The 12,624-nt window shown below is 74.0% G+C and carries 13 protein-coding genes; 8 read left to right on the forward strand and 5 right to left on the reverse strand.

Features of this window, described 5'->3' with window-relative positions; genetic code table 11:
* The first annotated feature begins 254 nt into the window (after positions 1-254).
* The 4 genes from AB3M83_RS02945 to AB3M83_RS02960 are packed head-to-tail and all read left to right on the forward strand — an operon-like array spanning position 255 to position 4,137.
* Complete coding sequence (locus tag AB3M83_RS02945) at positions 255-1,625, forward strand: APC family permease (RefSeq protein WP_412945962.1); 1,371 nt, start codon at positions 255-257, stop codon at positions 1,623-1,625.
* Positions 1,626-1,671: 46 nt separating this feature from the next.
* Positions 1,672-2,016 (forward strand): hypothetical protein, encoded by a 345-nt coding sequence (locus tag AB3M83_RS02950; RefSeq protein ID WP_412944959.1) that lies wholly within the window; start codon positions 1,672-1,674, stop codon positions 2,014-2,016.
* Positions 2,000-2,944 carry an ATP-grasp fold amidoligase family protein gene (locus AB3M83_RS02955; RefSeq protein WP_412944961.1) on the forward strand — a complete coding sequence of 315 codons (945 nt, stop codon included), beginning with the start codon at positions 2,000-2,002 and terminating at the stop codon, positions 2,942-2,944. The genes AB3M83_RS02950 and AB3M83_RS02955 overlap by 17 nt, the downstream gene beginning before the upstream one ends.
* Positions 2,941-4,137, forward strand: a complete 1,197-nt coding sequence (locus tag AB3M83_RS02960; RefSeq protein ID WP_412944963.1) for a glycosyltransferase family 4 protein — start codon at positions 2,941-2,943, stop codon at positions 4,135-4,137. Before AB3M83_RS02955 ends, AB3M83_RS02960 begins: the two co-directional genes overlap by 4 nt.
* Before the next feature lie 18 nt (positions 4,138-4,155).
* On the opposite strand, the gene AB3M83_RS02965 is transcribed toward AB3M83_RS02960, so the two are convergent.
* From AB3M83_RS02965 to AB3M83_RS02980, 4 genes are read right to left on the reverse strand one after another with little or no spacing between them, the layout of a single operon-like run.
* Positions 4,156-4,989 carry a glycosyltransferase family 2 protein gene (locus tag AB3M83_RS02965; RefSeq protein ID WP_412944965.1) on the reverse strand — a complete coding sequence of 278 codons (834 nt, stop codon included), beginning with the start codon at positions 4,987-4,989 and terminating at the stop codon, positions 4,156-4,158.
* The gene (locus AB3M83_RS02970) at positions 4,986-6,002 is read right to left on the reverse strand and encodes a glycosyltransferase (protein WP_412944967.1); all 1,017 of its coding nucleotides are present in this window, start codon (positions 6,000-6,002) and stop codon (positions 4,986-4,988) included. The genes AB3M83_RS02965 and AB3M83_RS02970 overlap by 4 nt, the downstream gene beginning before the upstream one ends.
* Positions 5,999-7,123 carry a glycosyltransferase gene (locus AB3M83_RS02975; RefSeq protein ID WP_412944969.1) on the reverse strand — a complete coding sequence of 375 codons (1,125 nt, stop codon included), beginning with the start codon at positions 7,121-7,123 and terminating at the stop codon, positions 5,999-6,001. The genes AB3M83_RS02970 and AB3M83_RS02975 overlap by 4 nt, the downstream gene beginning before the upstream one ends.
* Positions 7,120-8,244, reverse strand: a complete 1,125-nt coding sequence (locus AB3M83_RS02980) for a glycosyltransferase (protein ID WP_412944971.1) — start codon at positions 8,242-8,244, stop codon at positions 7,120-7,122. The genes AB3M83_RS02975 and AB3M83_RS02980 overlap by 4 nt, the downstream gene beginning before the upstream one ends.
* A 111-nt stretch (positions 8,245-8,355) precedes the next feature.
* Here AB3M83_RS02980 and AB3M83_RS02985 point away from each other — a divergent pair, with 111 nt between their 5' ends.
* The 3 genes from AB3M83_RS02985 to AB3M83_RS02995 all read left to right on the forward strand — a co-directional run bounded on the left by AB3M83_RS02985 (position 8,356) and on the right by AB3M83_RS02995 (position 11,107).
* Positions 8,356-9,396 carry a hypothetical protein gene (locus tag AB3M83_RS02985; RefSeq protein WP_412944973.1) on the forward strand — a complete coding sequence of 347 codons (1,041 nt, stop codon included), beginning with the start codon at positions 8,356-8,358 and terminating at the stop codon, positions 9,394-9,396.
* Entirely contained in the window at positions 9,393-10,655 is a 1,263-nt protein-coding gene (locus tag AB3M83_RS02990) for a glycosyltransferase (protein ID WP_412944975.1), read from the forward strand. Before AB3M83_RS02985 ends, AB3M83_RS02990 begins: the two co-directional genes overlap by 4 nt.
* A 149-nt stretch (positions 10,656-10,804) precedes the next feature.
* Positions 10,805-11,107, forward strand: a complete 303-nt coding sequence (locus AB3M83_RS02995; protein WP_412944977.1) for a DUF1540 domain-containing protein — start codon at positions 10,805-10,807, stop codon at positions 11,105-11,107.
* A 43-nt stretch (positions 11,108-11,150) separates the two neighbouring features.
* Here the strand turns inward: AB3M83_RS02995 and AB3M83_RS03000 are convergent, their stop codons facing one another.
* Positions 11,151-12,008 carry a hypothetical protein gene (locus AB3M83_RS03000; RefSeq protein WP_412944980.1) on the reverse strand — a complete coding sequence of 286 codons (858 nt, stop codon included), beginning with the start codon at positions 12,006-12,008 and terminating at the stop codon, positions 11,151-11,153.
* 40 nt (positions 12,009-12,048) lie between these two features.
* Between AB3M83_RS03000 and AB3M83_RS03005 the strand changes: the two genes are divergently transcribed.
* On the forward strand, positions 12,049-12,588 hold the full coding sequence (locus AB3M83_RS03005; RefSeq protein ID WP_412944982.1) for a YaeQ family protein: 540 nt from the start codon (positions 12,049-12,051) through the stop codon (positions 12,586-12,588).
* Positions 12,589-12,624: the final 36 nt, after the last annotated feature.

Consider the following 12,624-nt stretch of genomic DNA (forward strand, 5'->3'; position numbering starts at 1 on the left):
GGTCCTTCGGGGTGCAGTGTGAGTGCGGTCGGGTGTGCTGGTCCTGCGCCGTCTCCGAGTGCTGAGGTCGAAGACGCCCCCTCCCTAACGAGAGGTGTTCGGAGGTTACACCACCCCTCGTGCCGGGGGGAGAGGGGGAACCGAGATTAGGGGGACGGGGATTTGTTAGGGGTGACCCCCTATGGAGGGGCCTTCGGGCGGAATGTCAATACCCCCGCTCGACCCCGCGTGTCCCGCCTAGCGTGGACCGCATGATGACGGATGCACCCGGGCGCACGCCCGACGCCCCGTCGCGCCTCCGGCGCGGCATCACCGGTCCCCTCCTGTTCGCCTTCATCCTCGGGGACGTGCTCGGCGCCGGGATCTACGCCCTGATGGGCGTGCTCGCCGCGCAGGTCGGCGGCATGCTGTGGGCGCCGCTGCTCGCGGCGCTGCTGCTCGCCCTCCTCACCGCGGGGTCCTATGCCGAGCTGGTGACGAAGTACCCGCGCGCCGGCGGCGCCGCGGTCTTCGCCGAGCGGGCCTTCCGCAGCCCGCTCGTGTCCTTCCTCGTCGGCTTCAGCATGCTCGCGGCCGGTGTCGTCAGCGCGGCCGGACTGGCGATCGCCTTCGCCGGCGACTACCTCGGCACGTTCATCCAGCTTCCGGTGCCGCTCGTGGCGATGGTGTTCCTCGCGATCCTCGCGGCGCTGAACGCCCGCGGCATCCGCGAGTCGATGGGCGCGAACCTCGTGATGACCGTCATCGAGCTCAGCGGACTGGTGATCGTCGTGGTGGTGGTCGCGATGCTCCTCGGCGGTGGCGGCGGTGAACCGGGTCGTGTGCTCGAGCTGCCCGAGGGCAGTGCGCTGGGGACCGCGGTGCTCGGTGGCGCCATCATCGCCTACTACTCCTTCGTCGGATTCGAGACGTCCGCGAACGTCATCGAGGAGGTGCGGAACCCGTCGAGGTCCTACCCGCGGGCCCTCTTCGCCTCGCTCATCACCGCGGGGGCGGTGTACGTCCTCGTCGGGCTCGCGAGCTCCATCGCGCTGCCCGCCGAGGATCTCGTCGATTCGAGCGGCCCGCTGCTGGACGTGGTGGCCGCGAGCGGCGCGGGCATCCCGCCGTGGCTGTTCAGCGCGATCGCGCTGATCGCCGTGGCCAACGGGGCGCTGCTGACGATGATCATGGCCAGCCGGCTCGCGTACGGCATGGCCGAGCAGGGGCTGCTGCCCTCGGTCCTCGGTCGAGTGCTGCCGAAGCGCAAGACACCGTGGGTCGCGATCATCGCGACGACGCTCGTGGCGATGGCGCTCTCGCTGGTCGGCGACCTCGGACTGCTGGCCGAGACGGTCGTCCTCCTGCTCCTGTTCGTCTTCCTCAGCGCGAACGTCTCCGTGCTGGTCCTCCGCCGGGACCGGGTGGAGCACGACCACTTCCGCGTCTGGACGTTCGTGCCGGTCCTGGGGATCGCCTCCTGCATCCTCCTGCTCACGCAGCAGCGGGGCGTGGTCTGGCTGTTCGGCGCCATCCTGCTCGCCGTCGGCGCGGTCCTCTTCGTCGTCGCGCGCGCGACCCGCTCGCGGCGCACCGCGGAGCCGGGGAGCACACCGGGAACGCAGTCTAAGGAACGCACGCGGTGAATACGACCCCATCCCAGAAGACATCACGCCCCTCCAGGATCGGATCATGCTGAAGCTCCACTACTCGGATGGCTCCGTCACGACGACGGACGCGGTCGCCGACGCGGTGATGCGCTACGCCAGAAGCCTCGCCGCCCACGACGAATCGGACCTCGTGACGATCCCGATCGTGGAGGACGGCATCGTCGGGACGTCGACGATGCTCATCGGGCCGGCGAGTCAGCTGCACACCACGCCCTACGACGGGCCGGCGCCGGAGATGGACGAGGAGCCGTTCCTCATGGAACTGCTGCGGAAGGGGGACCTGCTGCTGCACCCGCCGTCCCCGCCCGTGGACAACCGTGATGACGACGCCCCCACCGGCGAAGCGTGGGATGTCGACGGCTACTGACACCGCCCGCGCCGCCCCCGCACGGCGTTCGTTCCCCTCGGCCGCTCCGGTGCGCTGGCGTGAACGGAGCCGGCTGGTCCGCCTGCTCCGGCTCTGGCGGACGCGGAATCCGGTCACCTTCCGGGACAAGGTCCGCTACAAGATGCTGCGCGACCACCGAGCTCTCGTCGTGACGTTCGCCGACAAGGCCGCCGTGCGCGATCACGTCGCCGCCCGCATCGGAGCGCACTACCTGCCGCGGGTGCACGCGATCACGGGGGACCCCGCGGCGCTGCGTCACCTCGACCTGCCGGAGGAGTACGTCCTCAAGCCCACCCATGGCAGCGGCACTGCCGTGGTCGTGTCGAACTCCGCGCCGGCGGACGCCCGACTGCCGACAGACGGCAGCTGGGTGTACCGGCACGTGCGCCCGGAGCACGCGGCGCGCACCGACCTCGCCCGTATGGCAGCGGACTGGGTGGCGCAGCTCTACGGACAGGGACCGAACCGGGAGTGGGTCTACGGGGAGGTGCCGCGACAGGTGATCGTCGAGGAGTTCCTCCACGGGCCCGCCGGCACCGTGCCCGATGACTACAAGTTCTTCGTCTTCTCCGGGCGCTGCCGGTTCGTCCAGGTCGATTCCGGGCGGTTCGGCCGGCGCACACAGGACTTCTTCGACCGCGATTGGACGCACCTGGCGCTCAGCGGAGGGCCACCCTGGGCCGACCCCGTTCCGCCGCCGCCGCCACACCTGGAGGAGATGATCTCGGTGGCCGAGCGTCTCGGCGCGGAGACGGATTTCGTCCGGGTCGATCTCTACGACGTCGAGGGCCGGGTGGTGTTCGGCGAGCTGACCAGTTTTCCCGCCGGCGGCGACAGCCCCTTCGATCCGGAGTCGTTCAACGCCGAGTTCGGCCGCGCCTGGACGGTTCCGCGGCGGTACCGGTGACGCGGGAACGCTGGTTCGTCGCGACGACCGAGTACGCCGGACTCACGGCGTACACCGGCGGCATCGGCCGGCACTACGCCGCCCTCCTGCCGGCGCTCGCCGAGCACGGCGTCGGGATCGATCTGATGGTGCTCCCGGATGCCGCCCCTCGCGCGGACGCACGCGCGCCCGGCGTCCGGAGGCTCGACGTCGTGCCGGTCCCCGAGGGTCGCTCCCGGACGGCGGCCCTCGGGGACCGGGCGCGCACGGTGGGGGACGCCGTCCGCCGGGGCGGATACGACCGGGTCTTCCTGCCCGAGTGGGCGGCGCTCGGCTCGGCGCTGCCGCCGGACGCTCCGCTGCTGACGAACCTCGCGACCGGGATGCGGCTGGCGAACGACGTGTCGGGTCTGTCGCTCGAGGACCTGCCGGCGGACAGTCGCCCCGCGGTGCGGCTGCAGAGCCGGCTCGAGGAATGCCAGATCCGCCGGTCGGCGGGCCTCGTCGCGATCTCCACCGCCATGCGGGACCGGGTCGAGGCGCTCTACGGCGATCTGCCGCCCACCCGCGTCGTCCGGAACTGCATCGACGTCAGGGGAGTCCGCGCCGCCGCCCGGAATGCCGCCCTCCCGGCCGGCTGGCCGCCGGGGCAGGGGCCGGTCGTCCTGTTCCTCGGGCGGTCGGAGCGGCGGAAGGGCGTCGTCGACGCCGTGGATGCGTATGCCCGCCTGTTCCGGCAGCGCCCGGACGCGCGGCTGGTGCTGGCGGGCGCCGGCGGCGATGCGCGGTTCGAGCCGACCCGCAGCGGCCTCATGGCGAGGCTGCCCGAGGAGGCGCGCGAGCGGGTGACGTGGCTCGGGCACGTCGCGGGTCCCGAGCTCTACGCGGCGATCCGAGCGGCCGCCGTCGCGATGTGCCCGTCCCGCTGGGAGGGCTTCGGTCAGGTCGCCCTCGAGGTGAAGGCGCTCGGCACGCCGCTGGTCGCCACCCGTGGCAGCGGATTCGACGACTTCTGCACCGACGGCGTCGACAGTCTGCTCGTGCCGCCGGCCGCACCGGCGCAGCTCGCCGTCGCCCTCGAGCGGGTGCTCGCGGACCCGGTCGGCGCGGACGGGCGGGCAGCGTGCGCCGCGGAGCGCATCGACGCGTTCGCACCCGAGCCGGTGGCCGCCGACCTCCTGGCCGCGGCGGACGACCTCCTCGGACCGGTCTGACCGGCTGTCGCGCTCCCCTCAGTCGGCTGCGGCGGGGCTTGCCGCGCGTCGCCAGCCGCCGTCGCGTGCGACGACGGCGCCGGCCTCTTCGAAGGCCCGCAGCCAGCCGAGCATCGGCCACTCGCCCCAGCGGCGGGCGAAGAGCTCGCCGTTGCGGAGGATGTCGTCCAGGTGCTGCCACGGCGGCGAGGAGGTCTCGTGGTACTGGTGGTAGGCGTGCGCGCCGCCGACCCACACGAGCGGGACGCCGGCGGCCCGCAGGCGGAAGGCGAAGTCGGTGTCCTCTCCGCCGTACCCCTCGTACGCCTCGTCGAACCCGCCGGCACGGTCCCACACCGCTCCCGTCACGGCGAAGGACAGCGACCAGAACAGCGCGTACTCCGTCATCGTGCCGACGCGCTCCTCGCCGTCGGCGGGCGCGGGCCTGGCCGGGTGCGGCGACGTCAGCGGAACCAGCGACGCCGGTGCGACGGCGTCGATCCCGGGGGGCAGGTACGTCACCGGGCCGCACAGGACGGCCGACGGATGCCGTGTCGACGCCTCCCGGTAGCGGTCCAGCAGCCGCGGCCCCGGGACGCAGTCGGCGTCCAGGAAGATCAGCAGGCGCGCGCCGGCGGCACGGGCGGCGCGGGCGCCGGCGTTGCGCGCGGCCGCCAGCCGCAGACCGTCCGGGCCCGGGGCGACGCGCACCACCACCTCCGCGTCGAGGGCGGGCGGCTCGTCGTCGCCGAGCCACACGACCACGCGGATGACGCCGGATCCGCCTGCCAGTGCCCCGAGCTGATTCCGCAGGTGGGTCAGCCGGGCGGTGGAGCACAGGCTGATGACCGCCGGCGGCGCGTCCGGGCTCACCGTTCGCCCCGGGCGGTCTGGAGGATCGCCTCCGCTGCTCGGCGCGTCGCGCCGGCCACCTGCCAGTGCTCCCACGACGGACGCGAGGTCGCGGCCCGATCGAGGAGCGCCGGCCAGGATGCGGCGTCCGGCCATTCCGGGACCACCACGGCGAGCTCGGCGCGGCGGAGCGCACGGCCCGTCTCCTGCTGCTCGTCGAACGGCCGTTCCTGCGGGACGACGATCGCCGGCGCTCCGGCCGCCGCGAGGTCGGCGATCGAGTTCTGGCCGGCCCACGCGATCACCACGCCCGCGGTCGTGATGGCGTCCCACGGGTCTTCCTGCCACGATCCCGCCGCGGCACCGAGCGCCCGCCACGGCCGACGGGTCGACGCCGCGGCCGCCGCGATCTCGCCGGGGGTGACGGCTGTGCCCCCGGCTCCCGCCAGCAGGACGACGTCATCGGTCCGGTCCGGCGCGCCGTCGGTCATCCGATCCTCGAAGCGGCTGATCCCGCCGGTGTAGACGACGCGATCGCCCAGCGCGGACAGGTGCGGCGGGGCGAGGATGTCGCCCGGCCACGGCGCCACGACGGTCTGGGCGGCGGCGAAGCCGAGCCGATGGGGCTCGTCGTCGCGCACGCCGGGCTGCGTGAAGACCACCGGAGGAACGCCCAGCAGCCGGACCAGCAGTGTCACCTCCACCGACACGTCGACGACGAACGCGTCGACGGGGCGGGATCGACTCGCGGCGGCGATCGCCGCGAGTCGATCCCGATGGCCTGCGTGTCCCCGCGGGGCCCAGTGCAGCAGTCCGCGGACGGTCGGGTCGGCCTCGGCCGGTTGCGGCCCGCCGGGGGAGGCGTCGTCGTCCCGGGGCAGCACGGTCCACCGGCAGGAGGACGGCAGATCCGGCGGGGCGGGGAGGCTGCTGAAGCAGTCGATCTCGGCATCGATCCGGGGTGCGATCGCCCGCAGGCGGGTGAGATGACCGCGGCCGTGATGGTGCACGTACCAGCCGATGCGTGTGCTCATGCCGTCAGCGCGGTCTCGTCCACCGCACCGGCCGCGAGCTCGCCGAGGACGGCCTCGAGGGAGGCGATCCGAGCGTCGAGCGAGAAGCGGCGCACGGCGCTCTCGCGCACCGCCGCGCGGTACCCCGGCTCTTCGCCTCGCCGCAGCAGTCCGCGGGCGCTCGTCGCCATCGCGTCGACATCCCCGGCCGTCACCAGCTCCATCCCGACGGTCCCCGCCGCGACCTCGGGGACACCGCCCACCGCGAATCCGACGACGGGGGTGCCGCACAGCAGCGCCTCGGGCGCGACGAGGCCGAACGGCTCCGCCCAGGCCGGCGTGGCGAGCGCCAGCGAGCTGCGTCCGACGAGCGAGGCGAGCTCATCGGGGGAGAGCTCCCCCGCGTAGCGGATGTCCCCGCCGATCTCGGGGAGCACAGCCTGCTCGGCGTAGGCGGCGTCGCCGATCCTGCCGGCGAGAGTGAGGGGCATCCCGAGCCGCCGTGCCACTGCGACGGCGATGTGCGGCGCCTTCTCGGGGACGATGCGCCCGAACCAGACGATCCCGCCGCCGCCGGGGCCCGCCTGCCACGTGGCCGGGTCGACGCCGTTGGGCAGCAGGCGGGAGCGCACCCCCGCGGCGGCCCACTCCCGGCGGGTGTGATCGCTGACGGAGAGGAACGCCGACCCTGCGCCTGCGGCGGCCCGATGAGCGGTGACGAAGTCGTGGTCGACCGGCGTGTGCAGCGTCGTCACCATCGGCACGCCGAGCGAGGCGGCGCGTTGCAGCGGCAGCGGGTGCAGGCAGTGGTTGGAGATCACGTCGTAGCGGCTGGGATCCGCGGCGATCTCGTCGAGCGCGCGGCCCAGGGCGGGCGCGTTGCGGGTGTGATAGCTGTCGGGCCAGGTGCGGTCGGTGGGAACGGCGCCCGCCGGCCAGTCGAGCGGCGGGAGCCGGAACGGACCGTCCTCGTCCAGGAAGTCCGAGCCGGTCGGCGCGATGAACGTGACGTCGTGCCCCCGCCGGCGCAGCGCGGCCACCTCGCCCCAGACGGCCGACTCGAGTCCGCCGGCGTGCGGTCGGCGGATCGGGAAGCGCAGGGGAGCGATGACGACGATCCGCAGCCGTCGAGCGGCCGTCATCGATCTCCCCCGGCGACCAGCTCGGCGTACAGGTCGGCGTGCTGTGCTGCGGCCGCGGCATCCGTTCGCACCCGCTCGCCGCGGCGGCGGGTGACGAGGGCGGCCCGTTCGGTCGATCCGGGTCGCGTCGCGTCCGCCTGCCACAGCTCGCGGACAGCGGCGGCGAGCGAGGCCGCGTCGGCGGGGGCGAACGAGGCGACCGAGCCGTCGGCGTGCTGCTGCCGGTAGAACCCGAGGGCCGGGGCGGCGACGGGGACACCCAGATCCCAGCACAGCTCGAGCCAGCCGGAATGGGTGCCGTGCCGGTACGGCAGGACGCAGGCGTCCAGCGCGCTCAGCGCGGCGGTCAGCTCGTCGTCGCTGAGACGGTCGTCCTCCCGCAGGGTGAGGTGCGCGGTGCCCTGGGCCAGGCGCCGCACCTCGTCGCGCGCCCGCTCGTCGCGGACCCGGCGATGCAGCCGGACCTCGCCGTGCACGTCGACCCCGGTCTCGCGCAGCGCGTGCACGGCACCGATGAGCGCGCGCACGGTGCCCGGGCCGTCCACGTTCGGCCGCAGGTCCTTGAGGTGCACGCCGATCCGCCGGGTGCCGTCGGCGGACGGCGGCGCGAGGGATGCCGCGTCCGCCAGGATCGACGGGTGCGGGACGACGAGGGCATCGCGTCCCCACCGTTTCGAGATCTCGGCGGCGGCGCCCGGCGTCAGGGTGACGACCGCGTCCGCCCCGGACACCAGCTCGTCCAGCTGGCGCTCGTACGCGGTGTTGTCGCCGAGCTGCGGGTGCTCGAGGTCGTGGAGGGTGTAGACGACCGGCCAGCCGGCGGTGTGAGCGGCCTCGATGCACGCCGTCAGGTGCCCCGCCGGGAAGGACTCGGTGCCGAAGTGCACGTGCAACAGGTCGGCGTCGTCCCGGTGAGAGGCGATCCAGGCCGGGTCCAGCGCGGCGGGCGGCCACCACACTCCGGCATCGGCCCCCGCCACCGGGACGTCCGGAAGGACGGTGACGCCCGCGGCCGCGGAGATCCGCTCGATGTAGGGGTGGGCCGCCGGGACCGCGAGGACCCTGATGTGCGCAGGCCGGGTGACGGTGCCCGCGGGACGCGAGGTCGTGCGTGCTCCCACGGGTCTCCTTTCGCTCCGGCGGCACACGCCGCCCCTGGGAACGGTAGGCCGGGATCCGGTGCGGCGCCCGGGGGTTGACCGTGGCCCGCGCCGGCAGTAACGATGACGCGGGTGACGTCTGCGCCTCCGCTCCTCCTCCTCGTCGGATCTCCTCGCCACGGCGTCGTCCAGTACGCCGCAGACGTGGCATCCGCCGCCCTCCGCCAGGACGCCCGCGTGCGGACGGAGGCGGCGGCCGACGTGGCGGATGCCGAGGTCGTCCTCGCCACGGCGGAGCGCGTGCACCTCCATGTGACCGACCGCCTGTTCGGGTCCTCGCCCGAGGCGGCGGCCGATGTCATCGAGCGCTGGGCGAGCACCGTCCGGCTGAGCGTCACGCTGCACGACGTGCCGCAGACCTCCGACGGCACGATGCTGCAGCGCCGGTGCGCCGCGTACGCGCGGATCGCCGATGCCGCCGGCGATGTGGTGGTCAACAGCGTCCACGAGCAGCTGCTGGTCGACGAGTTCCTGCCCCGCGCCCGGCCCACATACGCGATCCCGCTCGGCACGCGGCGGGGCACCGCCCCCGCCGCCCCGACGAGCGACGAGGCGTCCTCGCCCCGCGATCTCCGGGTGATGCTCGCCGGATACGTGTACCCCGGCAAGGGCCACGCCGCCGCGCTCCGCGCCGCAGCGGACGCGGCCCGTGCACTGCGAAGCCGCGGCGAATCGCTCGGACGCGTGGCGGTGCGGGCGATCGGCGGTCCGTCGCGGGGACACGAGGACGACGTCTCCCGGCTGCGCGAGCAGGCGGCGCGGCTCGGCGTCGATCTCGAGGTGACGGGCTTCCTCGACGACGACGCGTTCGCCCGCGAGCTCGCCGCGGACGGCATCCCGCTCGCGGCGCATGAGCACGTGTCGGCGTCGCGCTCGATGCTGGACTGGGTCGAGCAGGGCCGGCGTCCGCTCGTGGTGGACTCCCGGTACGCCGCCGAGATGGACGAGCTCCGGCCCGGGACCCTCGCGCGCTACCGGGAGGGCGAGCTCGCCGAGCGACTGGTGGCCGCTTGGCTCGATCCCGCTCGCACCCGCCTCGACGTCGGCCGTCGGCTCGCGCCGACGCTCGACGACGCCGCCGCCGACTACCTCGTGTGGTGGGCGTCGCTGTGACCGCACCGCACGGGATCCCGCTCCCCGGGAACCGCTGGGACCTGCTCTTCGGCGTCGTGCCGGACCGCCCGCCGACGGTCTCGGTGGTCGTGGCGCACTACGAGCAGCCCGACCAGCTGGCGCGGACCCTGGCGGCGCTCGCCGCGCAGGACCACGCGCCGCACGATCTCGACGTCATCGTCGTCGACGACGGGTCGACGACGCCGCCGGACGTCCCGCACGGGGTCCGGCTCGTGCGGCAGGCGGACGAAGGGTTCCGCCTCGCCGCCGCCCGCAACGCCGGCGCCGCCCGCGCCACCGGCGAGGTGCTCGTGTTCCTCGACGCCGACACGGTGCCCGAGCCCGCCTTCATCCGCGAGCTCGTGCGGATGCCGGCCCTCGCGCCCGATGTCGTCACGGTCGGGCGCCGCCGTCACGCCGATCTGACGGGCGTGGCCCCGAGCGCGGACATCCGCGACGCGGCATCCGCCCGGGAGCTGCCCGAGCCCGCGTGGCTCGCCGATGCGTACCGCGACTCGCGGAACCTGCTCGATGCGGACGACCGCAGCTACCGCCACCTCATCGGCGCGGTCCTCGCCTGCTCGCGCGTCATGTTCGACGCCGCCGGCGGATTCGACGAATCGTTCACCTCGTACGGGGGCGAGGACTGGGAGTGGGCCTACCGCGCCTGGCTCCGGGGCGCCGTCTTCGCCCATGTGCCGGCCGCGGTGGGCTGGCACGACGGGCCGGATGCCGCCGGGCGCACGGATGCCGTCGCGACGGCGAAGAACGCCGAGGCGCTCCGGCTGGCCGATCTGATCCCGGTGCCGGGGTCGCGGCCGCGCGGCATCCGTTCCGCTTTCGTCGATGTCGCGGTGACCCCGCCCGCGGGCGCATCGCACGCCCAGTCGTTCGTCAGCGTGGACTCGGTGGTGGCTGCCGTGCCGGGCGCGGAAGCCGCGTCGGTCGCGGACGTCGAATCGGCGGAAGGCCGGTACGACCGCGTCCGGCTGCACCTGGAGGTGCTCCGTCCGCTCCGGGTGAGCGGCGCCGGGCTCGCCGCCGAGATCGCGGCGATGGGGGAGCGGGGCCTCGGCGAGCTGGTGGTCGTCGACCCGGGCGGGGTGCCGCTGCTGCGGGTCGTCGCCCGCCGCGCCCGCGCGCGTGCTCAGCGGTGGGGCCGTGACGACCTGTTCCCGGTCCGACGGGAGACCGTCGCCGGCGTCGAGGCCGTCGGCGGCGAGCCGGATGTCGAGGCCTACCTGGGCGGGTGGGGCTGAGGTCATGACGCCCGGCCGCGCGGCGAGGGGGGAGGTCAGGCAAGCCTCACTTAAATTGAGCCGCTGACCTGGGAGAAATCGTCGTTCGGGGCTGGTGGCCGGGCCGCGCGCGGCGTAGCCTCGGCTCAACGCGACCTTGGAGGCCTCTCATGAGCATGACCCTCGACGATCTTCCCCAGGTGTCCGAGTGTTCGGTCCACGGATGCTCGTACAACGATCACTCGCACTGTCACGCGGCGGCCGTCACCATCGGCGGCACGGTCGGCGATGCGGAGTGCGCCACCTTCATCCCCCTCGGCGCGAAGGGCGGCCTCGACAAGGTCGTCAGCCATGTCGGCGCCTGTCAGCGTGCCGAGTGCGTGCACAACGAGTCGCTCGAGTGCACGGCTGCCGCCGTCCGGGTCGGTCCCGGCGCCGAGGCGGCGGACTGCCTCACCTACCAGCCCGCCTGACCGTTCGCGTCCATCCTCCGGTCGACGCCGGTCCGGTCCGGCGTCAGCTGAGGGTGTCGCCGTCGCCGTCGGAGGGCGGCTCGGCGACGAACACCTCGACGGAGTCGCCCTCGAGCACGAACTGGAGCGACGACCCGTCGGGGTAGGCCTCGCGCACCCCATCCGGCATCTGCGCGTCCACGACGACCGAGAGGACGGCGGGGAACGCCCCGGCGCCGCAGCCCTGCATGACGTACCCCGAGAAGATGCCCTCGTGATCATCGGGGTCCCGTTCCACGACCGCACTGTCGGCCAGGATCAGACAGCGCGTGATCCCGCCGCCCGGTTCGAAGACGGCCTCGAAGACGGCGAGGTCGTGGAAATGCTCGAACGAGGCGCCCTCGCCGCCGAAGGCGAACGCGTCCGGCGCGGGCACCTCGGGCGTTGCGCGCAAGGTCGCCGCCCGGAAGATGTCCGGATCGGAGCCGGGCGACGCCGGCCAGGCGGCTCCCACGGAGGAGGCCGCCGTGACCGACACCGCGACCGCCGCGACGGCGGCCAGTGATCCCGCCCAGGTGAGCGCCATCGTCACCGCGCGACTCCGGGCGGTGCCCCGGTCGGTGGGAGCCGGCGTCATCGCCGCCGCGTCCGCCACGGCGTCGGCCCCGGTCCCGACGGGCTCGCTGGGTCGCCCTGACGTCGCCCCGCGTCGGGCGGGGGAGACCGGCAGCGCGGGCGGAGCGGATGCCGCACGGGAAGCGGGCCGCTCGGGGACCGCGGGCCGAGCGGCGGACTCAGCCGCGTGGGCGGCCTCGAGCTCTGCCAGCCGGCGGCGCGCCTCGGGGTCCGTGTCGATGTCGGCATCCCGCCCGTACGCCCGCTCGCGAAGGGTGCGAAGCTCGGCGGTCCGCAGGTCGTCCATGCGTGCATCGTGGCACATCCGCGCGGCCTAAGCTCGAGGGATGGCGATCGGATCGACGATGCACACCTTCACGGTGCAGCTCGCCGACGTCGATCGCGGCGTCTACGAGGAGCTCGCGCTGCGCGTCGCCCGGCACCCGTCCGAGACGAGTGCGAACCTCCTCCTCCGGGTCCTCGCCTACGCGCTGGAGTACGAGGACGGGATCACGTTCAGCGAGGGGATCTCCGCGACAGACGAGCCGGCGGTGGCGGTGAAGGACCTCACCGGCCGCATGACCGCCTGGATCGAGGTCGGGGCTCCGGATGCGGCCCGCCTCCACACCGGCAGCAAGCTCGCCGGCCGCGTGGCGGTGTACACCCACCGCGAGCCGGCTCGGCTGCTGCCCACGTGGTCCGGCAAGACGATCCACCGCGGCACCGAGATCCCGCTCCACAGCTTCGAGCGCGACTTCCTCGAGCACGCGGCCGCCGCGCTGGAGCGGCGCAACAGCCTCACCGTGTCGGTCACCGAGCGCCAGCTGTACCTCGACGTCAACGGCATCACCCTCAGCTCTGCCATCACCTCGCAGCCCATCGTCTGAGTTCGTCCGTGCGTCCCTGTCAAGGGTCGGCACCGC

Origin of the sequence: Microbacterium pasadenense, assembly GCF_047246565.1 — a bacterium.
Lineage (GTDB): Bacteria > Actinomycetota > Actinomycetes > Actinomycetales > Microbacteriaceae > Microbacterium.

Excerpts from the sequence above, each read along its gene's own strand:
- AB3M83_RS02945 (WP_412945962.1), top strand. The coding sequence starts at position 255 with ATGACGGATGCACCCGGGCGCACGCCCGACGCCCCGTCGCGCCTCCGG.
- AB3M83_RS02950 (WP_412944959.1), top strand. The coding sequence starts at position 1,672 with ATGCTGAAGCTCCACTACTCGGATGGCTCCGTCACGACGACGGACGCG.
- AB3M83_RS02955 (WP_412944961.1), top strand. The coding sequence starts at position 2,000 with ATGTCGACGGCTACTGACACCGCCCGCGCCGCCCCCGCACGGCGTTCG.
- AB3M83_RS02970 (WP_412944967.1), bottom strand. The coding sequence starts at position 6,002 with ATGAGCACACGCATCGGCTGGTACGTGCACCATCACGGCCGCGGTCAT.
- AB3M83_RS02975 (WP_412944969.1), bottom strand. The coding sequence starts at position 7,123 with ATGACGGCCGCTCGACGGCTGCGGATCGTCGTCATCGCTCCCCTGCGC.
- AB3M83_RS02995 (WP_412944977.1), top strand. The coding sequence starts at position 10,805 with ATGAGCATGACCCTCGACGATCTTCCCCAGGTGTCCGAGTGTTCGGTC.
- AB3M83_RS03000 (WP_412944980.1), bottom strand. The coding sequence starts at position 12,008 with ATGGACGACCTGCGGACCGCCGAGCTTCGCACCCTTCGCGAGCGGGCG.
- AB3M83_RS03005 (WP_412944982.1), top strand. The coding sequence starts at position 12,049 with ATGGCGATCGGATCGACGATGCACACCTTCACGGTGCAGCTCGCCGAC.